Raw genomic sequence first — 26,975 nt, 5'->3', positions numbered from 1 at the left:
CTACGGCATCTTCGTGGTGGGTTTGCCGGGATCGCGCAGCGCGATGTAGATCGCGGGGATCACGAGCACGGTGAGCAGGGTGGACGAAGCCAGGCCGAACAGCAGCGAGATTGCGAGGCCCTGGAAGATCGGATCGAGCAGGATCGTCGCGGCGCCGATCATCGCTGCCAAAGCCGTGAGCAGGATCGGCTTGAAGCGCACCGCGCCCGCCTCCAGCACGACGTCGCGCAGGGTCTTGCCCTCGCCGCCGCTGTGCCGGATGAAATCCACCAGCAGGATCGAGTTGCGCACGATGATGCCGGCGAGCGCAATGAAGCCGATCATGGACGTCGCCGTGAACGGCGCGCCGAGCAGCCAGTGGCCGAGCAGGATGCCAATCAAGGTCAGCGGGATCGGCGTCAGGATCACCAGCGGTAGCCGGAAGCTCTTGAACTGCGCGACGACCAGCACGTAGATGCCGAGGATGGCGGCGCCGAAGGCCGCGCCCATGTCGCGGAAGGTGACATAGGTGATCTCCCATTCGCCGTCCCACAGCAGTGTGGGGCGGGATTCATCGGTGGGCTGGCCGTGGAATCCGATCGCGGGTTTCGGCAGCTTGCCCCAGTCATGCGCATCGATGCGGTCGGCGACCGCGAGCATGCCGTAGAGCGGGGCCTCGAACCGCCCGGCGAGCTCGGCCATCACCATGTCGGCGAAGCGGCCGTCGCGCCGGAAGATCATCGGCGAACCTTCTTCCATGGTTGCTTTCACGACCTGGCCGAGCTCGACCACGGTCTTGCTGCCGGGAAGCGTGTTGGCGGGCACCGGCGTCGATGCCAAAGCCTGGCTCCAGGTCTTGTCGTGCTTCGGTAAGCGCACGGCGATCTCGATCGGATTGCGGTCCTCGCCGCGATGCGAGTAGCCGACCGAGACACCGCCGAACAAGGTCTGGATGGTGTCGTAGACGTCCTTCTGCTCGACGCCGAAAAATTCGAGACTGTCCTGGTCGATCGACAGCCGCAGCCGCGGCCGCCGCTGTCCGATCGAATCGTCGATATCGACGATGAACGGGACGTCGGCGAACACCTTCTTCAGCTCAGCGGTGACCGCGCGCCGGGTCGCTGCATCCGGACCGTAGATCTCGGCCAGTAACGTCGCGAGCACCGGCGGGCCGGGCGGCACTTCGACCACCTTGATGCTGGTGCCGGCCGGGACGGCGACGCTCTTCAGCCGCTGACGCAGGTCGAGGGCGATGTCGTGGCTGGCGCGCTTGCGGTCGCCGCGCGCGGCAAGGTTGACTTGGAGCTCGCCGAGCTCCGGGCGCTCGCGCAGATAATAATGCCGGACCAGACCATTGAAGTTGAAAGGCGCCGCGGTGCCGGCGTAGCTCTGCACGGTCGTGATCTCGGGCAGCTGACGTGCAATGTCCGCTGCTGCGAACAAGGTCCGCTCGGTGTCTTCGAGCGTCGCACCTTCCGGCAGATCGACCATGACGGCGATCTCCGACTTGTTGTCGAACGGCAGCAGCTTGACGGTCACGGACTTGGTCGCAAACAAGGTCATGGACAGCAGCGTGGCGATGCCGACGCCGAGCAGAAAGATCCAGGCCGAGCGCTTGCTGGCAACGATTGGACGCGCGACGCTGCGGTAGATCCGCCCAAGACGGCCTTCGCCATGGGCCTCATGGGAGCCTGCCGAGGAGCCCGCCGCCTTCGGCGCCAACCGCACCATCAGCCACGGCGCCACGACCATGGCGACGAAGAACGAGAACAGCATTGCCGCCGAGGCGTTGGCCGGGATCGGCGCCATGTAGGGCCCCATCAGTCCCGACACGAACAGCATCGGGAGCAGGGCGGCGACCACGGTCAGGGTCGCGACCACGGTGGGATTGCCAACCTCGGCCACGGCCTCGATGGTCGCCTGCAGGCGCGGCCGTCCGTCATGCATGCCCCAGTGGCGCGCGATGTTCTCGACCACGACGATGGCGTCGTCGACCAGGATGCCGATCGAGAAAATCAGCGCAAACAGGCTGACCCGGTTGATGGTGTAGCCCATCAGATTGGCGGCGAACATCGTCAGCAGGATCGTGGTCGGGATCACGACGAGTGTGACGAGGGCTTCGCGCCAGCCGATCGCAATCGCGATCAGGACGACGATCGAGATCGTAGCGAGGCCCAGATGAAACAAGAGCTCGTTGGCCTTCTCGTTGGCCGTCTCGCCGTAATCGCGTGTCACGGTCACGACCACGTCATCGGGAATGAGTCGCGCTTTGAGCCCTTCGAGCCGCTGCGCGATGTCGTGGGAGACGACGACCGCATTGGCGCCGGCGCGCTTGGCGAGCGCGAGGCTCACCGCTGGCACACGATGCCACTCTCCCTTGTCGTTTCGGGCGTCGTCCCAGACGCGATGCTCGGCGAGATTGGGGCCGAGGATGACGGTCGCGACGTCGCGCACATAGACGGGACGGCCGTCGCGGGTCGAGATCAGCAGCAGGCCGATATCTGGGATTCCTGCGAGCGTCTGGCCGGCCGCGACATTGCGCACGATGCCGCCCTCGCGGACGTCGCCGGCCAGGAACGAGCGGTTGGCGTCCTTCACCTTGCCGACGAGCTGCTGCAGCGTGACCCCGAATAATGCAAGCTTCTCGGGATCCGGTTCGACGCGGATCTGCTGTGCGCCGCCGCCCGAGATATAGCTCAGGCCGATATTGTCGACCTTTGTCAGCTCGGAGCGCAGCTTGTCTGCGAGCTCATAGAGGTCCTTGTCGGACCAGCGCTCGGCTGCCTCCGGCTTCGGCGACAGCGTCAGCACCGTGACGGCGACGTCGTTGATGCCGCGGCCGACGATCAGCGGCTCGGAGATGCCGACGGGAATCCGATCCAGATTGGCGCGGATCTTCTCATGAACGCGCAGGATCGCGTCCTCGAACTTGGTGCCGACCAGGAACCGCGCGGTGACCATGACGCGGTCATCCTCGGTCTGGCTGTAGACGTGCTCGACGCCGTCGATCGCCTTGACGATGGTCTCCAGCGGCTTGGTCACGAGCTCGACGCCATCAGGTGCGCGCAAGCCGTCCGCGTTGATGCGGATGTCGACCATGGGCACGCTGATCTGCGGCTCCTCCTCGCGCGGGATCACGACCACGGCGATCAGGCCGACCACGAGCGCCGCGAGCAGAAACAGTGGCGTCAGCGGCGAGGCGATGGTCACCTGGGTGAGCTTGCCTGAGAGTCCGAGTTTCACGGCTGCACCAATTGGTCGCCGGCGCGCAGGCCGGACAGGATTTCAAGTCCATCGGGAAGGTCTGCACTCGGCAGAGCGCGGCCGCGCTGCACGGGGACGCTCACTTTCTGCGCGCCCTGCTGCAGCTGGACGTAGTCGATGCCGAACCGGGTGGTGACGTAGCGGGCGGGGATCACGTAGGCGTCGCGCTGCCCGCCGGAGATCCAGACCCGGAGCCGGTCGCCGACGAAATATTGGCCGAGACTGGGGACGATCGCGTCGGCCACGACCCGGCCTTCCTCGATCTGCGGATAGACCAGGTCGATGACGCCCCATTTGTCCGAGGTGTCGCCGAACTCGGCGCCATCGAGACGGACCTTGTCGCCGGCCTTCAGGAACAGCGCATGGCGCTCGGGCACACGCAGCCGCAGCTTGAAGTTCTGCTGCGCCACGGTGACCACGGGATCGCCGGGCAAAACCACGGATCCGACCGCGACCAGTTTCTTCAGCACGCGGCCATCATCGGGCGCCAGCACCTGACCTTCGGTCATCTGCTGATTGACGACGGCGCGTTCGGCGATCTTGGCCCGCAGCGAGTTCTCGGCGACGTTGAGGGCGGTACGCGTTTCGTCGAGCTTGATCCGAGGCAGGGTGCCGCGCTCGACCAGGCCTTCAGTGCGGGTGAAATCGATCTGCGCCTGGTTGGCCTGGGCCTGCAGCGCCTCGATCTGCGCGTCCAGCGACTTGAGCTGCAGCGCGAGCTTCTCGTCGCCGATCAAGGCGATCGGCTGGCCGCGCTTGACCGGATCGCCTTCGCGAACCGAAAGCTGGGCGATCGTGCCGCCGATCCGGCCGCGCGCCGGAACGACGCTGATGCTCTCCACCGTCGCGAACACCGCCTTTTCGTCGGCGACCTGTCGCGGTGCCACCGTCAGTGTCTCGGCGCGGGCCGGCGCCGCCTGCCACGCCATCACGGCGATCAAGCTCAGGACCGATAATCTGCGCATCAGCCTATTCCTGTCTGTTTTGAATCGATTTTGTGAGGTCTGGGCGAAGCGTCGGCAGTCGGGGGCAGACATGTCACCTGGATGAGGTTCCGCCCTTGATGCTGCTCAATCTGTCGGCGCGGCAACGTCATAGGCTCGGGGCCGATTTCGGCGGTCGTGGCGCGCAGTACACTTGGTACAGCGTCTTGAGGACCTCGCGGGCCGGCTCGCTCGTGATCGAATAGTAGATCGTCTGCCCGTCGCGCCGGGTGCTGACCAGACCATCCTTGCGCAGCAGTGCAAGATGCTGCGACACGGCCGAGTCGCGCAGCCCGAGGAATTCAGCGAGTTCGCCGACCGACCGCTCGTCGTCGACCAGCTGGCAGATGATCAGGAGGCGGTGACGGTTGGACAGGGCTTTCAGCAAGTCGCTGGCCTGGTCCGCCGCTACTTCCATGATGTCAGCGTCAATTTTCATAGTTGCGTATATACGGAGATACGAATATATAGTCAAGACCGGCGGCGGCGTTGTCGTCGGCGTGAAGCAAAAACAAATCAAGATCGGATGGAGGACCCTATGGCGGACGTTGTCGTGATCGGAGCAGGGCTGAGCGGCTCGCTGATGGCTTATGAAATGTTGCCGCAGTTGAGAAAGGAGGATCGCGTGACCGTCATCTCGCAAGGGTCCTCCTATCACTTCGTGCCGTCCAACCCGTGGGTCGCGGTTGGCTGGCGCAAGCGTGACGAGATCGAGATCGATCTTGTCGACGTGATGCAGCGCAAGGGCATCCGGCTGCTGACGCAGGGCGCCAAGCGCGTGCATCCGGCTGAGAACCAGGTCGAGCTGTCGGACGGCGCCATGGTCGCCTACGACTATCTCGTCGTCGCCACCGGCCCGGAGCTGGCGTTCGACGAAATTCCAGGCCTTGGGCCGGACGGGCATACGCAGTCGGTGTGCCATGTCGACCACGCGATGCACGCGAAGGCGGCCTTCGACAGGCTGGCCGAGAAGCCCGGTCCGGTGATCGTCGGTGCGGTGCAGGGCGCGTCCTGCTTCGGCCCCGCCTACGAATTCCTGTTCATCCTGGAGACCGAGCTACGGCGGCGGAAAATGCGCGACCAGGTGCCGATGACCTTCGTGACCTCGGAGCCCTATATCGGCCATCTCGGCCTCGACGGTGTCGGCGACACCAAGGGGCTGCTCGAGAGCGAGATGCGCGAGAAGCACATCAAGTGGATCACCAGCGCGCGCGTCACCAAGGTCGAGGACGGGCGCATGTCGGTCGAGGAGGTCGCCGACGACGGCACGGTGCGCAAGACGCATGAGCTGCCGTTTGCCTATTCGATGATGCTGCCGGCCTTCCGCGGCGTCGGTGCCATCAGGGGTATCGACAAGCTGACCAATCCGCGGGGCTTCGTCATCGTGGACAAGCATCAGCGCAATCCGGCCTTTCCCAACGTCTTCGCCATCGGCGTCTGCGTCGCAATCCCGCCAATCGGGCCGACGCCGGTGCCGGTCGGCGTGCCCAAGACCGGCTTCATGATCGAATCCATGGTCACGGCGACTGCCATGAACATCGGGGCATTGCTGCGCGGCCAGGAGCCTAAGGCGCAACCGACCTGGAATGCGATCTGCCTCGCCGATTTCGGCGATTCCGGCGTCGCCTTCCTGGCCCAGCCGCAGATCCCGCCGCGCAACGTCAACTGGTCGTCGAAGGGGGAGTGGGTGCACTATGCCAAGGTCGCCTTCGAGAAGTACTTCCTGCGCAAGATGAAGCGCGGCACGTCCGAGCCGTTCTACGAGAAGTTCCTGCTCGACCGGCTCAACATCGCAAAGATCAAGGAAGTCAGGACCGGCACATGAGCCCGACCTTTCAGCTGGTGTGCGGTCATTGCGGGCAGATCAACCGTCTGCCCACGGGCCGCGCGCCGACCCAGGGAAAATGCGGCAAATGCCGCGCGCCGCTGTTCTCCGGCCATCCGGTCGAGGTCGACCAGGCCGCATTCGAGCGCCATGTCGCGCATAGCGACCTGCCGCTGCTCGTCGACGTCTGGGCGCCCTGGTGCGGCCCCTGCCGGGCGATGGCGCCGATGTTCGCCCGCGCCGCCGAGGAACTGGAGCCGCGCGTGCAACTGCTGAAGCTAAACTCCGACGAGGCGCCGGAGGTTTCGTCCCGGTTCGGCATCTCCGGAATTCCGACCATGCTGCTGCTGCAGCAGGGCCGGGAGCTGGCGCGCATCTCGGGTGCGATGGACTCGCAACGAATCGTCGCCTGGACGCTGTCCGGCCTGCGGCCGTGATGCCGCGGCCTTCTTGATTACGCTCAAATGCAACCATGAAGGAAAATGCCATGAACGTCGACAAAGCAGTTCTCACCTTCGCGGGGATCGTCGTCCTGCTCAGTCTGGCCCTGGGTTGGTATGTCAGTCCGTATTGTTTCCTGCTCGCGGCCTTTGCGGGCGTGAACATGATCCAGGCCTCGTTCACCGGCTTCTGCCCGGCAGCGATCGTCTTTAAGAAGCTGGGGCTCAGAAGCGGCAACGCGTTCTCCTGAGCAGATGGGAAGAACGGGGCGAGATGACGATGAAGCGAGGGTATCATGGCTGACCAGGACGAAACCTATATCGTCGGTCCGCTCTACAAGGCGCGCGACAAGGTCTATCCGGCGGCCGTGCACGGCCGCTTCCGCCGCATCAAATGGACGATCCTCTGCATCACGCTTGGCATCTACTATCTGCTGCCCTTCGTGCGTTGGGACCGTGGTCCCGGCATGCCGAACCAGGCGGTGCTGGTCGATTTCCCGCATCGCCGGTTCTATTTCTTCTTCATCGAGCTGTGGCCCCAGGAGGTCTACTACTTCACGGGCCTGCTCATCATTGCGGCGGTGGCCCTGTTCCTGATGAATGCGGTGGCCGGCCGGCTGTGGTGCGGCTATCTCTGCCCGCAGACGGTGTGGACCGACCTGTTCTATGCGGTCGAGCGCTGGGTCGAGGGCGACCGGCGCGAGCGCATCCTCAGCGACAAGCGTGGCTGGACCTTCACCCACATTCGCCAGGTCGCGCTCAAGCATTTCCTCTGGATCATGATCGGCTGGTGGACCGGCGGCGCGTGGGTGCTTTATTTCGACGACGCCCCCACCTTGGTGAAGGATCTCGCCACCTTCCAGGCGCCGTTCACGGCCTATCTTTGGATCGGGATTCTCACGGCAACCACTTACGTGTTCGCCGGTCATGCCCGCGAGCAGGTCTGCATCTACATGTGCCCGTGGCCGCGCATCCAGGCGGCGCTGACCGACGAATGGGCGCTCAACGTCACCTATAAGGGCGACCGCGGCGAGCCGCGCATGTCGGTCAAGAAAGCCGATGCGGCGCGGCTGCAGGGCGAGCCGGCCGGCGATTGCGTCGACTGCCATCAGTGCATCAATGTCTGCCCGACCGGCGTCGATATCCGCCATGGCATCCAGCTCGGCTGCATTCAGTGCAGCCTGTGCATCGACGCCTGCGATAGCGTGATGACGCAGATCGGCCGCCCCACCGGCCTGATCGGCTATGACACCGACATCAATGTCCAGCGCCGGCGGGAAGGCAAGCCGGAGATCTACCGGATCATCCGCCCGCGCACGATCATCTATGCGAGCTTCATTGCGATCGTCGGCGGCATCATGCTTTATTCGCTGGCGACGCGAGGCACGATGGGCATCAACGTTCTCCATGAACGCAATCCGCTATTCGTGCAGCTGTCGGATGGCGGCGTGCGCAACGACTACACGGTGCGCCTGCTCAACAAGCGTGGTGCGCGCGATTTCGTGCTCGACGTCGTCGGCCTGCCGAACGCCAAGGTGACGGTGGCCGGCGAGACGCGCGAGCAGGACGGCCGCATGATGATCGATGTCGGCCAGGACCAGACCCGCGAGATCCGCATGTCGATCGAGGCCAAGGACGACAATATTCCGCCGGCACCGGTCGACATCGAGATCAGGATCACGGATCCGGCGACCGGTACCTCGGTCAGTAAGCATGATCACTTCGTGCCGCCGACGCGATAGAGCGGCTGCAGCACCAAGCCGGTCGTTCATGACGGATGATTGGAAACGGGGAGGAGGAGCCGCTCCTCCCCGTTTTGTCGAGTCCGGTTGTTCCAAATCAATGATGGATCAAGGCAGCGGACAGAGCATCGTCGCGTCAAGGGATCGAGATGTCCTAACGACGGAGAAAGAGAGATGTTCAAGGTCGCAATTCTGATCTGGGTCATGCTGGGCACCGTGCTCGCGGGCAGCGCGGTCACGGCGTTGCTGACGGTGCAGGGGCTGGTCGCGAGCCCGATGAAGGACCTGCCGCTGGCGGCTCTGGCCGGTGTCATCGTCGCCATGCCGCTGTCCTACCTCGTCGCGGCGAAGATCAGCCGTAACGGCCGGGGCCGCACGGCTTGAAGGTCGGCAATCGACGAGGGCTTGATTGTCTTCGTCCAGTTGCCGGACGCCGTGGCATAGGCGCCTATGGGCAGACAGACGTCGGGTTCCCGGCCCGGCACACACCCGCGATGCGGCAGACGTTCTCGCAACGCCTGCCGCGTCCGGAGGTCTGCCGATTGTTGTCGCCTCCTTGAAGTCGAGGGGGCAGGGAATACTGGCCTTGCCCACGGCCCGCCTGCACAGAGAAAAGTAGACCGTAGTCACTCAGGCGTAGTCGATGATCCGGCAGCGGTTTGTAGTTGGCGGTGCCGGAACAGACGCCCCATTGCCGGGAACGCATTCCCAACCGACCGCGAATCGCCGAAAATAGCTGCCGCCATGGCAAGCGATCGGGCGCTTCTGCGGAGGATTGCAATTGCAAAGCAGCGTCGGCTCGCGGGCCTTTCAGAACGCAAGGCTGCAGAAGCGGGCCAGGAAGCAGGCGGAAATCCTGTTGCCGACCGCGGTCAAGGCCTACCGCGAGGGCCGGCATCCGGAGGCTCAAGCGCTGTGCCGGCAGATCCTTCAGGACTTACCTGATCATTTTGGCGCCCTGCATCTGCTCGGCGTGTCCGAAAGGGACTGCGGCCATTACGACCAGGCGGCGCTCGTCTTGACGCGCGCAGCCGAGGTTGACCCGCGCTCGGCCGAAGCCCAATCCAATCTTGGCTTGTCGCTCCTCCGGCTCGGCCGTCATGAGGAGGCCCGCGCCCGTTACGAACGCGCCATCGCCCTGCAGCCCAACTTCCCGACCGCGCTCACCAATCTCGGCAATACACTGACGAGCCTCTTCCGTTTCGAAGAGGCGATATCAGCGCATGACCGCGCCATCGCGCTCAAGCCCGACTATGGCGACGCCTATGCCAATCGCGGCATGGCGCTGCTGCTCACGAGCCGGAACGAAGAAGCCGGCCAGAGCTTCGATCGCGCGCTCTCGCTGCAGCCGCGGTTGCTGACGGCCCTTTTTGGCAAGGCCATTGTCAGCATGAACCTGCGGAATTTCGATGCTGCGCTGGCAGCGCTGAATGCCGCGTTGGCCATCAATCCGAATGCAGCCGCCATGATCGCCCAGCGCGGACGGGTCTATCAGGAGCAGGCCAGGTTCGCCGAGGCGGAAGCCGAGTTTGACGCGGCACTCGCCCTCGAACCGCTGCTGGAAGATGCACTGCGCGGCAAGGCCACGGTGGCACTCGTCAGCGGCAACATCGCCCTGGCGAACTCGTTCATCAACAAGATGCTGGCACAGAACCCGAATTCGGAGAGTGCCTGGACCTTGCTCGGCGTCTGCTCTGCGATGCAAGGCGACATCGCGACGGCGATCGCGCATTACGACCGCGCGCTTGCGATCAAGCCGGACCATGAGGACGCGATCACCAAGAAGATCTTTGCGCTGGATTTCCTGCCCGACGTCGATGTGGAACGTCTGCAGTCAGAAAGGAGATATTGGTGGGAGGCGATCGGCTCGCGATTGCCACGCTTGGCGCTTGGCGAGCGAGATCTCGACCCCGACCGGCGACTTGTCGTCGGCTACGTATCGTCCGATTTCCGCGACCATTCGGCGGCTTTTGCCTTCATACCAATCCTGCGCCATCACGATCACGCGAAATTCGAAATCATTGCCTATTCCTGTTCGCCGGTGAGGGACGCCAAGACAGACCTGTGCCGTTCGCTGGTCGATCGCTGGGTCGACGCCTCACGGTTGGGCGACGACCAACTCGCCGATCAGATCAGGGCGGACAAGATCGACATCCTCGTCGACCTCTCCGGGCATTCCGCCGGCCACCGTCTCACCCTGTTTGCGCGCAAGCCCGCCCCGATCCAGGTCTCGGCCGTCGGCAGCGTCACCGGGACGGGCCTGCCCGTCATGGATTACCTGCTGGCCGATCCGGTGGTGATCCCGGCTGCGGTCCGGGATCTGTTTGCCGAGAAGATCTACGACCTGCCGTCGCTCATCACGATCGAACCGCCGCCTGTCATTCCAGCATCGCCGCTGCCGATGCTTCGCAACGATCACGTCACTTTCGGCGTGTTCAACCGTATCGACAAGATTTCCGAGCCGTGTCTCCGACTCTGGTCGAAGCTGATGGCTGCAACGCCGGGCTCGATCATCGTGGTCAAGAATCATTCGATGAGCGATGCGCTGCTGCGCGACGGATTGATCGCTCGCTTCGTCGCGCAGGGTATTGCCGCCGACAGGGTCCGTTGTGTCGGAAAGACGGGGCGAGCGGAGCATCTTTCGATGTTCGCCGATATCGACATCGCGCTCGATCCGTTCCCGCAAAATGGCGGCATCTCGACCTGGGAGGCGTTGCAGATGGGCGTGCCCGTGGTCACCAAGCTCGGCAGCGGCCCCGCCGCCCGCGCAGGTGGAGCGATCGTCAAGGCGGTCGGTCTCGACGAGTGGGTCGCCGAAAACGACGAAGGCTATCTCGCCATCGCCCTCAAATTCTGTTCCCGGCCTGCTGAGCTTGCCGCGCTCCGCGCTGCGCTGCCGGCCATGGTTCTGAATTCAGCCGCCGGGAACGGTGCACTCTACACGCAGCATGTGGAAAAGGCATATCGGACGTTCTGGCACGATTACTGCGCACAAGCGACGGCGAGCTAGGAGCTACCGGCCTTCGGCATCATCGTTGCCCGACAGCTTAACGCCGGCGTCGGGGGCGCCAGGACTACGCAACGTCATGTCCGCAAGCTGCCGTTCGTGTGCGCGCGTGAACATGCCGCGGGATCTTGCGGCCAACGCCTTTTCACCTCGCGTGTCGTGACGATCGAATTATTGCCCGTCGGCTCTCATTGAACTTGTGCGCTGCGCAGGGGCGGCTCAGCCGTCCCGTTTCGCCGGCACCATCTTGTCGTAGACCTTGCTGCCGAGCAGGGCGGCGTGACTGACGAACAGCAGCGATGTGAAAGTGCCGTCGATCTGCGGCATGGAGGTCAGCACCGATGCATTCTGGGCCGCGGCGAAGACGATCCGCACCGCGTCGATGTTCGAGATGACGTCGAACAGCACCAGGAGATAGCTGATGCCGAGGATGCCGGTGATGGCCACGTGCTGGATCCTGTTGATGTCCACCATGTCGCTGCGGCCCTTGACCTCCTGCAGCACCATGTCGGACAGCGCCGCCTTGTCGGGACCGGCCTTGTCGGCGAGATATTTCGGGGCCGCCGTGGGCGAGGCTGGATCCGGCGCGGTCTGATCGGGTGTGCCGACGATGGTCGAGTTCGAGATCAGGCGCGACAGGAACGGCGTGGCGACGGCGAACCCGCCGACGAGGCCGAGATAAAAGGGAATACTCGGGAAGAGATTGTAGGCATCGAGTGCGCTCTTCGCCGGATTGGGCGTCTCGTTGGCCGCCGCTGCCGCTGCGGCCTGCTGCTGCAACTCGGTAATGAGGAGCCCGCCGAATCCGTAGTTGAACAGGCCGCCGATCAGGAGGCCGGACAGCAGGATGATCGACCACATCGCGAGCTGGGCGAGCGTGAGGCTCATGCGGTTGCGCTCGTCGATGATCGGTCCGAGAGCGCGGCCGGTGATGCCGAAGCCGCAGGCGATGAAAAGCATGGTGAGCGAGAGCAGAGCGAGACAGAACGGGATGACCAGCGACATCGTGCCATTGACCGCGCTCGACCAGCCGAGCGCCTGGCTGGCGAACCATTCCGGCCAGGTAGCCTTGCGGCCCGCCTTCGCGGCGGGCTTGGCATCGGCGTCGGGATACTGCGCGGACGCGACGATGGACTGGGCTGCGGCAAACTGCGTGCGGCAGTCCTTTGCTTTGTCTGAATTGGGACGCCATTTGGCGCTGTCGAGCATGGTGGGCTTCTCGGTGGTCGTCACCGCGCAATCGGGGCTGTCGCCGGTGCCGGCCGGCGCGATGCGCGTGTTCTGCACGAACTGGCCGAGCGACAGCCGGGCGCCGACGCCCATGCCATAAGCGCCGAGCGCCGCCAGCACGAACAGCACGAGCGCAACGACGAACAGCGCCACGCCGGTTTTCGGCATCGCCTTCGAGGCCGCGCGGGGCTCGGCCATCGGCGCGCCGCCGCCCGGCACGCCGGTGCCGGTCATGGCGTTGACGAACACCGGATTGCTGCCGGAGCCGGCGTCAGTGGCGGCATCGCGCGAGAACACGTCGACCGTCTGTCCATTTGCGAGCCGCTGATGCAGCTGATGCGTGATCTTATCGGCCGGCAGGTCGGGCCACGGTGCCGCCGGCGGAGGACTCGTCGTCTTGTTGAGCCGCAGCGTCTCGCCGTCGGCCTCCCAGATGATGATGCGGCTTTGCGGAGTGGTGGCGCTGCGCGCGTCCTCGGCAATCGACAGGATCGCGCGCACGGTGTCGCCGAGTTCGCGGTCTTGCACCGACGGCAGCTGATCGCGCTTTTCGAAACCGGCGCCGTCGACTGACGCCGCGAGCTGCGCGACCAGCCGTCTGACGCCGTTGACGCTGCCACCGCCGTCGGCGGGCGCAGTGCCCAGAGGCTTGGTTTCCGCCCACACGATCTGGGCCAACTCACCTGATGAGAGCGTCATGTGTCTTCTCCCGGGGCAATCGTTCTTTCAGTATCGATCCGTCGTCGCACGAGCTCGGTGGTGCTGATCGGCTGGCAAGGCGCGTCATTTCGACAGCCAGTCCTGCAGGAATTTCCGGGTGGCTTCGTCATTCTTCGGGTCGTGGCCGAAACCGAAATCCTTCCACATTTCCTTGCCGCGGTTCGGCGCATGGCAGTTCGGGCAAACCGTGCCGAGCTGCTCCTGCACGCTCGGGAATGCATTGCGGTTGGGATCAGGCGGCCTGTAGCCCGGCGGGCTGGCGTGCGCGTTTGGATCGCGCGGCTGAACGGGCTGAGGCTGAGCGGGAGCCGGCAGGCTGTGCGGCCGCTGCGGCAGGTTCTTGACTGCCGATCGCAGCACCGTCAGCGCCTGTCCGGTGACGCTGGAACAGGTTGGAATCCTATTCAGCGCCTCCACCTCGCCAAGCGTCATCTTCGGTCCGGGCAGATCCTTCGGCATCCGTCCATGGCAGGAGGGACAGACGTCATCCTTGCCGGCGGACGGTGTTCGCGCCGGCAGGCGCGCGACCGGTGGCACGCCCTGGATCGATGCATCGGCAAGCTGTGCCGCGATCAGGACTGTCTCGGCGTCCGAGACGCCTTCAGGGAAAGCTCGCATGAACGCGTTGACGAAGTCTGCGTCGACGCAGCCGTCGGAGCCCATCCGATTGATGAGGATATTGTAGATGCCGATCTCGTTCGGCCGCTTGCCTTCAAGCCGCTTGTAGGCGCGGTCGAGATCGGTCTCGGTGGCGGCATCATAGGCGGCCTCGCTGCCCTTGCTGCTCGCATAGCCGGCTGCGCCGCCGACGATGAGGCCGCAGATCAGGATGCCCCATCCGGCGGTCTCGATGTCGAGCATGAGATTGCAGACCACGTAGCTTCCCAGCGCGCCGCCGGCCAGACCGCCGGCCGCGCCGGCCAGCACGCGCGGGCGCTGCTTCGGCGTTGCGGTGTAGAGCTGATAGCCGGTGATGATGGTAAAGGCGGCAAGGCCGCCGATCTTGAGGCCCTTGAACAGCAGCGCCATGCGGCGCCCGGCGTTGGCGGCTGCGGCCGCGCCCTCGGCGGCACCTTCGAGGCCGGCGGCCTCGCCACCGGCGCCGGCGAGCGTCTTCTGTGCCAGGGCTTCGACCAGCGCCTGCGGCTCGCCCGTCAGCGACTCGACAGCAGCGATGCTGCCGTCGGCGTTCTGCGTGATCCTGATCGTGATCTGTTGTGGCACCTTGGCGCCGGCCGGAGCCGTGCTGTTGACCTGTTCGAGGTTCTTGCCGAAGCTGTATCTGACCTCCGACACTGTCGTGCCATTCGCATTGCGCGTGGAGCTGATCACCTCGACCTTGGTCTCGACCTGCACCGACGTAGCCTGCTGGCCGGCCGGTGCGCCGGGCACACTCTGCGCGCCTTCGGCGGCGGCGATGGCCGTCTCCGATCCTTTCAGGATCGTCAGGCTGCTGCTCTGCAGGTTTTTAACCTCGAAGGTGAGCTCCGGATATTTCAGGCTGAGCTTCTTCAGAACGCCGGCCGCCGTCTCGGCGTTGGTTGCGCCCTGGCCGCAGGTTGCGCATACTTCCTGTTCGATCAGCATCCAGACGCGGCGGCCCTTGAGCTGGTCGCGCGGAATCTTCGCGAGCGCCTCCTCGAGCTGGTCGGCGATGTGCTGCTCGGCATGGCCGTGCGTGTGCGGCAAGGTCTCCGGACTGGTGTGCGGCGGGAAGTTGGATTGCGCATTGTAGCCCGGCCCGCCCGCCAGCTTCGACTGGCCGACGAAGCTGCGGTTGTCCAGGCCGGGAATGTCGGTGCGGGCAGCACCGACGGTGCCGCCCTCGACCTCGATGTTCGGCGCCACTGCATTGGGCTCGACACGGGTGATGCCGCTGCCGGTGCGATTGGCCTTGATGTCTTTGGCCAGCAGGTCCTGCATGCCGTTCTGGGAGAAGCGGCCTTGGCCGGCGGCGTCCGCAGGCGTGATCACGCGCCGGGCATATTCGTGGATCGCGAGCTCATCAGTGCCCTTGGCGTATTGCGCGAGCTGGCCATCGCCCATTGCGGCATAGCGATCCTGCAGCGCTTCGACGGCTGCCTTGTCATGACTGCTGACCAGCTTGCGCAGTTCCTCGATCGTCATCTTGCTGTAGTCCGGCGCACGCCGCAGCACCGCGCTCTCGCCGCGCTGCTGCACGACATGCGCCAGTTCATGCGCGAGCAGGTGCTGGCCCGCACGGGACGCCGGCGCGTAGCGTCCATGACCGAACACCACGTTGTTGCCGACCGTATAGGCCTGGGCGCCGACGGCACGGGCCGAAGCAGCAGCGCGGCTATCGCTGTGGATGCGGACGCCCGCGAAGCTGGAGCCGAAGCGTCTTTCCATGGTGGCGCGCGCAGGACGTTCGAGCGGCTGGCCGGGCGAGCGCAGGACGTCGTGCACGATCGGCGGTGCGAGGCGGGCCTGCGTGGATGGATCGCTGCCCTGGCTTGGCTGCCGCCTCAGCTTGTCTTCCCTGCAAGAGGCGCAGGTACCGCCGCATTCACATTGCCGCTGCAGCGCGGTCGGCCGCGTCGACGCGCCGGCGCCCAGCCGCGGCGTGACGGCGCCTGCCGGGCTGCCGACGACTGCGCGCGCGACCGCCTCGGCTTCGCGCTCGGCAGGATCGTCCACCGCGCCGATCTCGAGCCGCGGCTGCAGGGGCTGCAGCAGCGGTAATGGCGGCTGCAGCGCAACGCCCGTGCCCGGCCGCTCGGCCTTGGCAGCGCGCGGGCTGGCGGCGCTATGCGATGCGGCAGCCTTCATCGGCGTACCTCGTCCTGCCGTGGTACGCGTGGTCCTCGATCAAATCGAACATGATCCGTCATTTCGAAAGCCACTCCTGCATCAGCTTGCGCGTGGCCTCGTCATTCGGAAGCTTGCCGAAAGGCGACGGGCTGTTGCCGAAGCTCAGGTCTTTCCACGTATCCTTGCTCTTGTTCGGGGTGTGGCAGTTCGGGCAGGGGGGCCCCGTCTGCTGCTGGACCGTCGGGAACGTGTTCGCGTTGGACGCGGGCGGCTTGTAGTTGGGCGGATTAGAATGGGCTTGCGCGGGTGGGCGCGCAGGAGCGGGCGGCGGCGACGTGGTCTGAACCGGGGCGGCTTTCTGATCGATGAGCTCCAGGATGTGCTGCCAGCGGTTGACCGAGGCCACGAAGCTTTTCGGGTCACTCTGGTCCAGCCCGGCCATCCGGCCCAGGACGTAGTAGCGAAGCTCGTCGAGCGGCAGCTTGCGTGCCTTCGCCGTGGCGATGAGATCCTCGATCGCTGGCGTCTCCAGGGGAATTTCGCTGACGAGCAGGCGAACCATCGTGAAGTGACGTCCGCCGCCGCCGAACTGCTGAAATGTGTCGCTCAGCTCGGGGTCCAGCTTCTGGAACGTGAAGCCGACACCGGTCAGGTCGATGATGGGTGAGGAATCACTGACGGTCGGCTCGATGGCACCGGGGGTGGCTTCGATCGTCGAGATCACCGCGCTGCTCATCATGACGCGCGCATAGAGCGTCTGCTCCGGACTGGTCAGCATCATCTTCAGGATGGTATCGGCCTGCTCGTCGATCACTTTCTGCGCTTTGGCCTGATTGCGATCGATCTGGGCTGCGGCGATCTTCCGATCGACGCGCGCCTTGAGGTAGGAGCTGAGCAGTCCGATGCCGATCGATAGCGCGGTGGTGCCGACACCGATGCCGATGCTCTTGAACCGCGCGCGCGTGCCGCCGCCACCGCTGCCGCCGCTGCCGGGGGTCTCGGCAAGATCGGCGTTGCCGGTCGGATGCACCGGCGCGTGGCTCACGAGATCGACCTTCGACAATGTTCCGGAGGTTTCGAAGCTGGCGCGGATGCAGCCGGAGCAGGCGGGGTAAGGTTCAAAGACGGTCTGGCCATTGAGCTGGCGGACACGGATCGTCGAGAAACGGATGGTACCCCTGGCGCCTTTCGGCAGCCGGGCGATGATGTCCTCGAAGATCTTCATCTCCGCATCGTTGACGTGCTGGAACGGGAAGTCGCGCCTGGGACCGGAGCCGGCGATGCTGCGCGTGCCGGACAAGGTGCGGCTGGTCGGGCTGGTGGCGTGGTACACTGCGGCGCCCTGTCCGAGCGCGTCGGAATCGGCGCCGCTGATCGCGCGCATCTCCTTGGGACCGGTGTAGCCTTCGACATCGATGATCGCAGCTCCGATCACCTTCGTCGTCGTGGGCACCGGTCCGCCGGTGCGCAGGATCTGGTCGAGCCGCGCCTGGGCAGCGGGACCTCCTTCTTCGATGACCTGCAGCCGGGCCTCCAGCGGCGGATCCGGCTGGCGTTGCAGCACCGGTCCCTGGCGGCTCTGCTGCGTGACATGCGTCAGCTCGTGCGCGAGCAGCCGGCGGCCCGACGATGAACGCGGTGCATAGTGGCCGCTGCCGAACACGACGTTGCGGCCAACGGTATAGGCCTGGGCGCCCACGGCCCGGGCCGATGCCGCCGCGCGTGAATCGGTGTGAATGCGAACCGCTTCGAAGCTGTGGCCGAAGCGCGGCTCCATTTCAGCTCTGGTCGCGGCATCGAGCGGTGCCCCGGGCGACCCCAGCACGTCGTGCACGATCGGCGGTGCGACCGCCGCGCTCATCGCCCCCGCGCCGCCGGGTCCGGCCTGGCGCTGGAGGCCGAGCGCCGGCGAGGAGATCGCGCCGAGTGATGCCGGGACCGTGTCGCTTGCCGGCGGCGGACCGTCGACGGCCCGCCGCGACATCGTCTCGGCTTCGTGCTCGAGAGGATCATCGACCGGGCCGATCTCGAGCCGCGCCTGCAGCAGCGCCGCCGGCGGAACGGCGAGTGGCGGGCTCAGCGCAACGCCGCGGCCAGGCCGCATGCTCTGCTTCTGCGATGCGTGGGGGGAGGCGCGCGTTGTCGTCTGCTTCATGCCGCCCTCCCTTCCTTGATCATCTCGGTCCGGATCGCCGCGACGAGGTCGTCGCGCCCGATCGGACGCTCGTTCTCTTTCAGCGACTGCAACGAGGCGAGCCGGATTACGTTCATGATGGAGCCGCCAGACAGCGTGTAGTCGCGCGCGATCTTCGACAGGTCGAGATCGCCGGCGAACTGCGCCTTGGCCGAAAAGCCCTGGCGCCACAGCTGCTCGCGCTCTTCGGGACGCGGCAGCGGGAAGTAGATCACGGATTCGAACCGTCTCGCGAAGGCGTCGTCAATGTTGTCGCGCAGGTTGGAGGCAAGGATGGCGATGCCGTCAAAGCTCTCGATCCGCTGCAGCAGGAATGCGATTTCCTGGTTGGCGTAGCGGTCGTGCGCGTCGCGCGTCTCGCTGCGCTTGCCGAACAGCGCGTCGGCCTCGTCGAACAGCAGGATCCAGTTGCGCCCCTCCGCCTGGTTGAAGACGGCGGCAAGATTCTTCTCGGTCTCGCCGATGAATTTCGACACCACCATCGAGAGGTCGACGCGATAGACGTGGCGTCCGGTCGATTTACCGAGCAGGCAGGCCGTCATCGTCTTGCCGGTGCCGGGCGGACCGTAGAACAGGCTGCGATAGCCCGGACGCAGCTTGGCGGCCATGCGCCAGTCGTGCATCAGCGTGTGGCCGTGCGCGATCCAGGATTCGATCTGGCCGAGACCCTGGCGCGTCGCGGGATGCAGCACGAGATCGCTCCAGTCGAGCCCGGTCTCGACGAGTTGTGCGGGGAAGTGCGCGCCAAAACTCGGCCGGCGCTGCTCGCCGCGGGTGAACAGCGCCAGCGCATCCTCCGACAAAGCCAGCCGCGCCTTCATCGGCGGCTCGTCGCCGCCGGACGTCGCCGCGCGCAACAGGCCGCGCCGGGCGAACGGGTGATCGGGCTCGAACAGCGCCTGCAGCCTGAACCGCGCGGCGAGATCGATGCCGCCGATGATGAAGGCCAACGTCTCGCCCGTCGGCCAGAACTCGCCGTCGGAGTCCTTGCGCACGCCGCCGAATTCGCTGAAACGGCGGTCGAAGGTCTGGTTGCGCGTGAAGAACACGTCGAGGATTTGTGGTCGCAGATGCGGCGTCAGCGCCAGCACCAGCGCGACCCGGTCGGCGAAGTCGCATTCGAGTTCACGCAGCAAGGTCGCATAGGGGGAGGGCGATTGCGACAGGTCGGGCGGCTCGGGCGCCGCTGTCGGCTCGGCGCCCTCCAGATTGAAGTAGAGCTTGAACCGGGCGTCGATCAGTTGCGCGAGCCAGGTCAGCTCGCCCTCGAGATCCGTTGCGTTCTGCTCCAGCGCGCTCACCATTCCACCCGCATCGCCGCCTGCATCCATGGCAATCGCAGCCACTGCAGGGTCCAGGGAATCCGTTCCAGCAGCACGTCGGCGCTGCGCCGCTCGAGCCGCAACAGCCATGCGCCGTCGCGCGTGCCGAGCATGCCCTGCCGCAGCAGGAAGGTCTCGCGCAGTCCGGCATGCGAGATGGTGCCGAGGCAGCTCGCATGGGCGATTGCAGCATCCAGGAGCTGCGCAGCCTCGGTCGCCTCCGTGTCGGTGACCGGCTCGGTGATCTCGCAGGGATCGAACGGCGGCAGGCCGCACAGCACTTTCGGCAGCAGCAGCGCAAATTCCGGCGCGTCGCGCTCGCCGGTCGCGAGATGATGCAGCAGCAGCACGGCGCGCTGTTGCGCGACCAGGCTCGCAAAGCCCGTCTCGTTGCCGTCGAGCAGGTGGAGACGCGCGAAGAAGCGGGCCAGGAACGGCCAGAGCAGGCAGATGCCGGCCGTCATGGCGACGTGGGACTCGTCGAGCTCGCCGCGCTCACGCGGATCCCGGCGAGCTGCTGCTGGCGCGGCCCGACGCGAAAGCCGCGCTTGCAGGCGCTCGGCAGCGACCGAGGTGATCAGGCCGGCCTGACGCAAGGGCTGAAGCAAAGCTGACAGTGCAGACTCGTAGGATGAGCCCGCCGGCGTCTGCGCGAGTCGCGCGAAGGCGTCGGTCCATGCCTGCTGATCCTGCTCAGGCAATCGGGCTGCCAGCGGCAAGAGCTCCGCGTGGAGGGCGGTGAGCACGGGGTTTTGCGACCAGCTGCGCGCGGCGCGCGACGGCGCGGAATGGAGTCGCTGCAGCTCGTCGACACGGGCTGCGATCGCCGTCGGCGACGATGGTGTTGCGGTCATGTCCTTGCGGGCCGCCAGCACGGATGTAAGCGGTACGTCGGCTGCGACGGCCATGGCCGTCAGTGCGGCCTCGACGATGTCGGGCTGTGATCCGGCACAGGCCGCCTGCAGGATACCTTGCCAGCGGGCGCGGCGCGTCTGGTTGGGCGTGAGATCACCGATCGATATGTTCTCCAGCAGCAATGCGAGCTCGCGCAGATCGTCGGCGCCGTCGGGCGTGAGCGCGACGACAATCCGTTCGAGCGTCGCGTCGCTGATGTGCCCGACCAGCCGGTTCATGGCGCTCGGATCGGTGACGAAGCCGCGAAGTGCGTGGGCGAGACTGGCGGGCGATCGCTGCAATGCCTCGCTCGCCGCGCGGTCCACGAGGTCGCGCCCGCGGCCATCGCACCACCATGGCAAGGTGCCGGTCGCCACGAAATGGGTAATCACGAGCATCGCTGCTGCGTCCGCATCGGGTTTCGTCCGGCCGCCTTGCGCCGACGCCGAGGAGCCGCCGGAGCGCTGGTCCCGCGCCGCCGATTGCCGCAACGCATCGGGAAGTTTCGCCGAGATGCGCGCCGGCAGCTCACGCTGGAGAGAGGCGAGGTCGAGCCGTCCGAGATCGAGCTCCAGCCGATCCAGGCGCAGGATTTCGGCATGCGGCGTCAGAGCATCGAACATGCGCTCCAGCAGCGGCGTCACCGCATCGCGGATGACGTCGGAGACGACGTTGCCGATGCGCTCCGCCATCGCCGCATTGGCGACGGTCACCTCGACGATCTGACGATGGATGGCGTGACGCTGTGCCATGGCTGCTCGATGAAGGTCCTAAGGCTGTTTGAGCGCGACGGTGGCGGTCGCAGCGAGCGTTGCCGATGCGGCCGGTGGGTTCAATCGGGTCGCGGTGACCGAAAACGTAGCGGTCGCGGTGATCGGATCGGTGACGAAGGCGATGGTGTCGCCATTGCCCGGCTGGGCCGCGCCAACCGGGGCGCCGGCGACGACGAGTTGATAGTTCATCTCCAGCTGGGACTTGTCGACGAGGATCCTGGTGCGGTTGCCCGAGGCGACGGCGGCATCGGCGGCGCGGACGGGGCACGACGGATCCGGGCGGACGGCGACGGGAAACCGGATCCGTCGCCGCACCGGAATCGGCGCCTTGTTTGTCGCCGACAGCACCAATGTCGTGTCGTTCGCGATCGCCGCCGAGGCGAAATCGAGCGTCTGACCATTGCCGTCCCGCGCCGCGCCGATCGGCACGTCATCGGGCACGCCCTCCTGGGCCAGCGCGTAGCTGTCGCCGGCCGCGCTGGCCGGCACGGTGACGTGCGCGACCCCGCCGCGGTCGACCAGGCCGGCGGTCAACTGTGCTGCCGGGACGGCCGTGATGACGACCGGATTTGGCAAATCGATGCCGACGCGGCTCTGCGCCATCATTGCGCCGATGGTCCAGGAGGTCCCGACGGCCACGGCGCCGGTGTCCAAGCTCGGCGGCAGCGGTGGCTGGCCGTTGCGTGTCACCGCGAAGTCGACCTCCAGCTCGATCTGGCCGATGCCCTTGTTCGCTGCGGCATCATCTGCGCTGCGCTGATGGACATAGGCCGGCAGGATGTTCGGCACGGCCGGGTTCGTCCGCGGCGTGTAGTAGACGCCGGGCTGGCCTCCCGCGATCGTCAGCGCCCCGTCGGTTGCGGCGCCCACGAGCGTGACGGTGGCACTGAGGCCCGGCTTGGGATTGGGGCGCAGCAGCACGGCAATCATCTGGCGCAGCCAGATCCAGGATGAGAAGGACGTCGTCCCGGTCGAATGAGTCTTTCGCGCGGCAATGGCGATGACGTTGTCGGCGGTCGCCTGCGGCAGCGCCAGCCGCAGATCGGCATTGGCGCCGGGCTGCCAATCGGCGCCGACCGTGAAGCCTTGCGGCACGGCGCTCGGATCCGCCGTCAGCGACGGCAAGCGGATGATCGCGTCCGGCTGTCCCGGCACCGGCACTGCGAGCAGTCCGGGACCGGCCGCAGCCCCTTGCGCAAACGCTGCATCAGGAAGGCGCAGCAGGACGGCACGATAGTCGACGCCGCTCTGGGCCGCGGCGAGCTTGATCTTCGGCGCCGACTGGAAGTCGACGATTGCGCCGGGCTCGGGGGTGAGCACGAGATCGGGATTGGCCTTGACGTAGACGCGCAGGCGGATCGCGAGGATGTTGGTCTGCGGCGGCCGCGCCAACGCCGCATCGAACACTTTGGTCGCGCGGATCCTGATCTCGGTGTCGGCCTGCAGCGGCTTGCTCGAAAGGTCAATCGGTCCGCCGGTGCCGCGAACGGTTTGATTGCCGACGGAAATGATGTCGTCCTGCGCGGCTGCCGTCATGTCGTCGGGATGCGCCGGATCGCCGGCGGGAAAGCGCACGAGCCTGTAGTCGACGCCGTCCTGGCTGGATGGCAGACGCACCGTTACGGCCGCGTTGTAGTCCAGCATTCGCGGTGAGGGACCATCCTCCGGCAACACGATCGCCAGGAGCGACAGGTCGAGACCGACCTTGACGCCGGCCGTGGCCAAGAGGTCCGCCTCGCGCCCGCTCGGCGCGCGCGCGTGGATCGTGAAGGTGACGTCGTCACGGATCGGCGGCGTCGTCAGCGTCACCGTGTCTCCCGCGCCCTTGACGATGGCGCCGACGGCATCGCCGGCCTTGGTGCGCAAGCCGTAGTCGGCGCCTTTCTCGCTGCTCTCGACCTTGATCGCCGCGGTGTCGTTGAAGGCAACCGTCAGCCGCTCGTTCGGCACCGGCAGGTCGCGCACCGGATAGGTCTCGCCGAGCCGGAGCACGTCGAGCATGCGATTGCGGGCCTCGCGGAGGCGCAGCACGGTCGGCGTGCTCGTGATCGCGCCGCTCATGGCGATGGCTCCGGCGTGCCGGCCTTCACGCCGAGCCGGTCCGCGAGACGATGCTGCTGCAGCGCGAGCAGCAGATCGTCATAGGTTGCGGCGAAGGCCGCGAGGGGATCGGGGTCCAGCCAGAGCAGATAGGCGGTCAGATGCGCAGGCGTCTCCTCGCGCATGATGCGCTGAATGATACTCTCGAGCTGCTGCTTGAAGCGCGACGGGAATATGAAGGTGAGCTGCGCCGTCCAGGGATCGGCGCGCGGGGCTGCAGCCAGCAGCGGCAGGGCGTTGATCTCGTCTTCGGGCAGGGCGCGCAGCAGGATATGCTCGACGAGCAGAAAGCGGGTGTCGCTTTCGGCGGGCCAGCCGAGCTTGAGGCGGATCCGGTCGATCAGCGCAGGCGACGAGCCGAGCGCGAGGTAATCGCCGCCGGTGCCGCGCGCCGATCCGAGTTCCGGCATGCGCCGGAGGAATTCGCGCTTGGCCTGCAACAGGCGCGCCGTCGCGGCAGTCGCATTGAGGGGGGACGACGCCTCCGATAGTTGCGGGTCGTCGGTCACGGTTTCGGCGAAGCGCCCGAGCAGATGGTTCAGCAACCGGTTTCGCCGCTGCAACGCCTGTGGCGAGCCTTCGGGCTCGACCAGCTCGGCCAGTTGGTCCGGCCCGAAATCGACATCGAGGATCGGGTCCTGGTCGGCGTCGGTATCGACAAGCTGCCCTGCATAGGTGCGCGGCGAGCCGTCGTCGATCGAGAACAGCGAGGCGACGTGAGCGAGCTGAGCGAATTCGTTGGCCAGCAACTGGTCCAGCACCGCCAGATAGCCGCGCAGCTGATTGGCCTGCGCCTTGCATGTGTCGTCGGCAGAGTCGGGCAGGGCACCGGCGCCGACGCCATACAGCCGCGGCAGATCCGATTCGATCGGCAGATAGTTCGCGACGTCCCGGGCCTGCCCGGGGCGCGGGATCAGGTCGCGGTCGATCGGGGCGAGCTCCGGATACAGCCGCGCCGCGCGGGCGCGTGATGCATAGCTGCGGATCACGGCCGCCGTATCGACCACGACCGGCTGCCGGTCCTTGACGAACTCGATGTTGCTGGCCGTGGCGTCGAGCCGGGCGGCTCCCGTCTCGTCCAGTGTCAGTGACCAAGGCTCTTCGACGGCGTCGCCAGCGCGTGCGAGGCGGATCGAGCGGATGGCGCGGACGCCGGGCACATTCATGATCTCGTGGATGACGTCCGACGTATGCAGGGCGACGCGACGCTCGGCCTGCGGCAAGGTCGCCGGATCGACGAAACCGCGGGCCAACGGCGGGCCTTCGAAGATCTCCTCGGTGCTGAAGCCGCGCGCCAGCGCCTGATCGAGCGTGAGAAATCCGACGGATGGCGAGATCAACGCACTGACGCGCTCGAAGATGCCGAGCAGCACATCGGCCCCATTCTCGGTTTCGCCGATTTCGACGGACGCACGCACGGCAATCGGCATCGGATCGAGCATGACGATGTCGTCGAAATCCTCGCAGAGCGGCCGATTGGCATACAGTCGCTCCGCGACCGTGCGCTTGAGCACGGATGCGTCGATGTCCTGGAGATCGGATTTCTCCACCAGCACGCGCCAGAGCCCGCCGGGGATCACCGGCTCGGTGTTCGTCGCCGGCGTCGCATCGCGGTCGATCGAGATCGTCTTGGCCGCGGGATCATAGCGCAGCGGCGGTGACGCGCCGTCCGCTCGCACGATCCAGGCATTCTTGACGCCGGGCACGTCGAGGACGATGCGCCTGAGATCATCCTGGGTGATGGCCCTGCAGGTCAGAGCCTGCGCGGGCGTGAACAGGCAGGTTGCACCGCCTCCTCCGGCTTCCGCAAGCAGGTCGGGGATCGGATGGAAGGTTCGATAGCCGAGATCGCTGAGCGCGTAGCACATCGCCTCGAGCAGCGTGATGCCGGGATCGTGGGCGTTGAAGTCGGTCCACTGCTCCCCGGCGAGGCGTTCGAGCTCCGACAGGCCCTGCCGCAGCAGGGCCGTGAAATCGAGCAGCGGATGCTCCGGAGGACCGGTGGAAATCGATAGCGCGTCCACGACCGTCAGTCCTCCTTGGTCTCGCCGAGCTCTTCGGACAGCACCTGGATGGCGCCGCTGATGCGCAGCAGCGTCTCGCGCAAGTCACGCGCGCGCGCCTCGGTCTGCAGCAGCTGGGCTTGGCCGCTCGCAAATTCCTCGCGCAATTGCATCAGGCGTTCCTTGAGGCGATCTTCCATTGTCGATCGCTCCGCTTCCGGCTGACCGCTGGCTGTTTCGTTTGTCGTACCGACGACGAACATGTTCACCTCCCATGGACCAAGACGAGAATCTCGCCCTTGCCGCTGGCCAGCGACGTGAGGGCCTTGCCGATGATCGCACCGGCACAGGCGGTGGGATCATCGACCTTTTGCGCGTGCCCTAGCGTCGCGCTCGTCGTCAGCAGGTCGCCGGCGGCGATCGGCGCGACGTCGGCGTCGACCTTGCATGGAACGCGGCCGCACAGCGCGATCGGCACCTCCTCGGTCTCGATGCCGAGGATGAAGGCGGCCTCGCCGGACACGATACCGACCGCGCGGCGGTCGACGGCACGGTCGCAGCGGTGGATCGTCCGATCATGCTCGTCGAACACGGCGACGTCGCCGGGCACCAGCGCCTCGCCTGCCGGGAAGCGTTCCGCGACATCCATGCCGATCGATGTAAAGCCCTGCTTGAGGAAGACGGTACCGGAGGAGTCGAGCCACAGATTGGGCTCGCCGCGAATGCCGTCATTGCCATAGCGGCCGCTTGGCGACGGATATCCGAGCTTGACGAGATGGGCGCCTTGCGTCTTGAACGGACCCAGCACGGTCGTCTCGCCGGGATCGACCACGAGCCGGTCACCATTGCCGATGCGCAGCCGCACCGAGGTCGGCGAGTTCAGAAACGTGGTGCCGGTATCGCCGCCGGCCGCGCTCTGCAGCAGCGCGTAGTTGCCGGCCGCGGCCTGGTTCAGGGTCGTTACACCGAAGTGCATGTAGTTGCCGCCGGCGGGCCAGGGACCGATGCCGAGCGACCCGAATTTCGCGACCCCCGCGACTTCGAGCAGGTTCGCGGGCGACGCGGTTCCAATCCCGACATTGCCGTTCGTTGTCACCGTCAGGCGATCGACGTTCTTGATCCGAAGCCGGATCGAAAGGGGTGAGTTGAGATACGTGGTACCTGCATCGTTGCCCGATGCGCTCTGCAGCAGGGCATAGTTCTGTCCCTGCGTATGATCCAGCGCTGTGGCGCCGACGAAGCCGTACTGCGCAGGGTTGGCCGGCCACGGGCCAATGGTGAGCATCGCGGCCTTGACGCGTCCATTCACGTCGAGCGCTTCGGTCGGCGCAACGACGCCGATGCCGACACGGCCCGTAGCGGCGTCGACCGCAAGGCGGCTGACGCCGGCCGGGTCGTTGATCGACAGGCCCGGCCGGCCGGTCTGCGGATCGGCTGGGTTCGATCTCGGGCGCAGCGACAGCGTCCAGGCGGGGCTGGCGTCGGAAATCTGCATGTAGAAGTTCACGGCCTTCTCGAAATCGCCGACCGCCTCGATCGAGAGCGGTTCGCCGCCGGCAGGCTTGATGACGCCATCATCGCGCTGGTTGAGAACGCTGTCGATGAGCTGGGCGAACTGCTGCTCGGTCGGAATCGCGTTCTTGACGAAATAGGATTTGAGCGTCGCCCGCGATTTCTTGTTGTCATCGATGTTCATGGAAACCTCGCACCAGCCATCACATGTGAAT

Annotated in this window: 18 protein-coding genes; 6 read left to right on the top strand and 12 right to left on the bottom strand. The window is 66.0% G+C overall.

Going from position 1 to position 26,975, the window contains the following annotated elements; all coding sequences use genetic code 11:
• The 3 genes from S58_RS21060 to S58_RS21050 form a co-directional block, all read right to left on the bottom strand.
• Positions 1 to 3,222 carry an efflux RND transporter permease subunit gene (locus tag S58_RS21060; RefSeq protein ID WP_015667394.1) on the bottom strand — a complete coding sequence of 1,074 codons (3,222 nt, stop codon included), beginning with the start codon at positions 3,220 to 3,222 and terminating at the stop codon, positions 1 to 3.
• Complete coding sequence (locus S58_RS21055; RefSeq protein ID WP_015667393.1) at positions 3,219 to 4,208, bottom strand: efflux RND transporter periplasmic adaptor subunit; 990 nt, start codon at positions 4,206 to 4,208, stop codon at positions 3,219 to 3,221. Before S58_RS21055 ends, S58_RS21060 begins: the two co-directional genes overlap by 4 nt.
• A 127-nt stretch (positions 4,209 to 4,335) precedes the next feature.
• Positions 4,336 to 4,644 (bottom strand): ArsR/SmtB family transcription factor, encoded by a 309-nt coding sequence (locus S58_RS21050; RefSeq protein ID WP_042340039.1) that lies wholly within the window; start codon positions 4,642 to 4,644, stop codon positions 4,336 to 4,338.
• Positions 4,645 to 4,764: 120 nt separating this feature from the next.
• Between S58_RS21050 and S58_RS21045 the strand changes: the two genes are divergently transcribed.
• From S58_RS21045 to S58_RS21020, 6 genes are all read left to right on the top strand, one after another.
• Entirely contained in the window at positions 4,765 to 6,051 is a 1,287-nt protein-coding gene (locus S58_RS21045) for an NAD(P)/FAD-dependent oxidoreductase (protein WP_015667391.1), read from the top strand.
• Complete coding sequence (gene trxC, locus S58_RS21040) at positions 6,048 to 6,488, top strand: thioredoxin TrxC (protein ID WP_015667390.1); 441 nt, start codon at positions 6,048 to 6,050, stop codon at positions 6,486 to 6,488. Before S58_RS21045 ends, trxC begins: the two co-directional genes overlap by 4 nt.
• A gap of 35 nt (positions 6,489 to 6,523) precedes the next feature.
• Entirely contained in the window at positions 6,524 to 6,742 is a 219-nt protein-coding gene (locus S58_RS21035; protein WP_277996591.1) for a YgaP family membrane protein, read from the top strand.
• A 45-nt stretch (positions 6,743 to 6,787) separates the two neighbouring features.
• Positions 6,788 to 8,233 (top strand): cytochrome c oxidase accessory protein CcoG, encoded by a 1,446-nt coding sequence (ccoG, locus tag S58_RS21030; RefSeq protein ID WP_015667388.1) that lies wholly within the window; start codon positions 6,788 to 6,790, stop codon positions 8,231 to 8,233.
• A 174-nt stretch (positions 8,234 to 8,407) separates the two neighbouring features.
• Entirely contained in the window at positions 8,408 to 8,617 is a 210-nt protein-coding gene (locus S58_RS21025; RefSeq protein ID WP_015667387.1) for a hypothetical protein, read from the top strand.
• 397 nt (positions 8,618 to 9,014) lie between these two features.
• On the top strand, positions 9,015 to 11,243 hold the full coding sequence (locus S58_RS21020; protein ID WP_015667386.1) for an O-linked N-acetylglucosamine transferase, SPINDLY family protein: 2,229 nt from the start codon (positions 9,015 to 9,017) through the stop codon (positions 11,241 to 11,243).
• Between the two features lie 216 nt (positions 11,244 to 11,459).
• Here the strand turns inward: S58_RS21020 and S58_RS21015 are convergent, their stop codons facing one another.
• From S58_RS21015 to S58_RS20975, 9 genes are all read right to left on the bottom strand, one after another.
• The gene (locus S58_RS21015; RefSeq protein ID WP_015667385.1) at positions 11,460 to 13,169 is read right to left on the bottom strand and encodes a hypothetical protein; all 1,710 of its coding nucleotides are present in this window, start codon (positions 13,167 to 13,169) and stop codon (positions 11,460 to 11,462) included.
• Between the two features lie 84 nt (positions 13,170 to 13,253).
• Positions 13,254 to 15,980, bottom strand: coding sequence for an eCIS core domain-containing protein (locus S58_RS38835; RefSeq protein WP_015667384.1), 2,727 nt, complete (start codon positions 15,978 to 15,980; stop codon positions 13,254 to 13,256).
• 58 nt (positions 15,981 to 16,038) lie between these two features.
• Complete coding sequence (locus S58_RS38830) at positions 16,039 to 18,117, bottom strand: eCIS core domain-containing protein (protein WP_015667383.1); 2,079 nt, start codon at positions 18,115 to 18,117, stop codon at positions 16,039 to 16,041.
• Positions 18,114 to 19,502, bottom strand: a complete 1,389-nt coding sequence (locus S58_RS21000) for an ATP-binding protein (protein WP_244440618.1) — start codon at positions 19,500 to 19,502, stop codon at positions 18,114 to 18,116. The genes S58_RS38830 and S58_RS21000 overlap by 4 nt, the downstream gene beginning before the upstream one ends.
• Positions 19,454 to 21,124, bottom strand: a complete 1,671-nt coding sequence (locus S58_RS20995) for a contractile injection system tape measure protein (protein WP_015667381.1) — start codon at positions 21,122 to 21,124, stop codon at positions 19,454 to 19,456. The genes S58_RS21000 and S58_RS20995 overlap by 49 nt, the downstream gene beginning before the upstream one ends.
• A gap of 18 nt (positions 21,125 to 21,142) precedes the next feature.
• The gene (locus tag S58_RS20990) at positions 21,143 to 23,206 is read right to left on the bottom strand and encodes a hypothetical protein (RefSeq protein WP_015667380.1); all 2,064 of its coding nucleotides are present in this window, start codon (positions 23,204 to 23,206) and stop codon (positions 21,143 to 21,145) included.
• Positions 23,203 to 25,269 (bottom strand): hypothetical protein, encoded by a 2,067-nt coding sequence (locus S58_RS20985; protein WP_015667379.1) that lies wholly within the window; start codon positions 25,267 to 25,269, stop codon positions 23,203 to 23,205. The genes S58_RS20990 and S58_RS20985 overlap by 4 nt, the downstream gene beginning before the upstream one ends.
• 5 nt (positions 25,270 to 25,274) lie before the next feature.
• Entirely contained in the window at positions 25,275 to 25,448 is a 174-nt protein-coding gene (locus S58_RS20980) for a hypothetical protein (RefSeq protein WP_244440617.1), read from the bottom strand.
• Between the two features lie 65 nt (positions 25,449 to 25,513).
• Positions 25,514 to 26,944 (bottom strand): hypothetical protein, encoded by a 1,431-nt coding sequence (locus tag S58_RS20975; RefSeq protein WP_015667377.1) that lies wholly within the window; start codon positions 26,942 to 26,944, stop codon positions 25,514 to 25,516.
• Between the last annotated feature and the right edge of the window lie 31 nt (positions 26,945 to 26,975).

The organism is Bradyrhizobium oligotrophicum S58, assembly GCF_000344805.1.
Classification (GTDB): domain Bacteria; phylum Pseudomonadota; class Alphaproteobacteria; order Rhizobiales; family Xanthobacteraceae; genus Bradyrhizobium; species Bradyrhizobium oligotrophicum.
Note: the sequence above shows the minus strand (reverse complement) of the source record. Positions and strands in the feature narration are given on the sequence as shown.

Coding starts and splice junctions, on each gene's coding strand:
- S58_RS21055 (WP_015667393.1), bottom strand. CDS start 4,208: ATGCGCAGATTATCGGTCCTGAGCTTGATCGCCGTGATGGCGTGGCAG.
- S58_RS21050 (WP_042340039.1), bottom strand. CDS start 4,644: ATGGAAGTAGCGGCGGACCAGGCCAGCGACTTGCTGAAAGCCCTGTCC.
- S58_RS21045 (WP_015667391.1), top strand. CDS start 4,765: ATGGCGGACGTTGTCGTGATCGGAGCAGGGCTGAGCGGCTCGCTGATG.
- trxC (WP_015667390.1), top strand. CDS start 6,048: ATGAGCCCGACCTTTCAGCTGGTGTGCGGTCATTGCGGGCAGATCAAC.
- S58_RS21035 (WP_277996591.1), top strand. CDS start 6,524: ATGAAGGAAAATGCCATGAACGTCGACAAAGCAGTTCTCACCTTCGCG.
- ccoG (WP_015667388.1), top strand. CDS start 6,788: ATGGCTGACCAGGACGAAACCTATATCGTCGGTCCGCTCTACAAGGCG.
- S58_RS21025 (WP_015667387.1), top strand. CDS start 8,408: ATGTTCAAGGTCGCAATTCTGATCTGGGTCATGCTGGGCACCGTGCTC.
- S58_RS21015 (WP_015667385.1), bottom strand. CDS start 13,169: ATGACGCTCTCATCAGGTGAGTTGGCCCAGATCGTGTGGGCGGAAACC.
- S58_RS38835 (WP_015667384.1), bottom strand. CDS start 15,980: ATGAAGGCTGCCGCATCGCATAGCGCCGCCAGCCCGCGCGCTGCCAAG.
- S58_RS38830 (WP_015667383.1), bottom strand. CDS start 18,117: ATGAAGCAGACGACAACGCGCGCCTCCCCCCACGCATCGCAGAAGCAG.
- S58_RS20995 (WP_015667381.1), bottom strand. CDS start 21,124: ATGGCACAGCGTCACGCCATCCATCGTCAGATCGTCGAGGTGACCGTC.
- S58_RS20990 (WP_015667380.1), bottom strand. CDS start 23,206: ATGAGCGGCGCGATCACGAGCACGCCGACCGTGCTGCGCCTCCGCGAG.
- S58_RS20980 (WP_244440617.1), bottom strand. CDS start 25,448: ATGGAAGATCGCCTCAAGGAACGCCTGATGCAATTGCGCGAGGAATTT.
- S58_RS20975 (WP_015667377.1), bottom strand. CDS start 26,944: ATGAACATCGATGACAACAAGAAATCGCGGGCGACGCTCAAATCCTAT.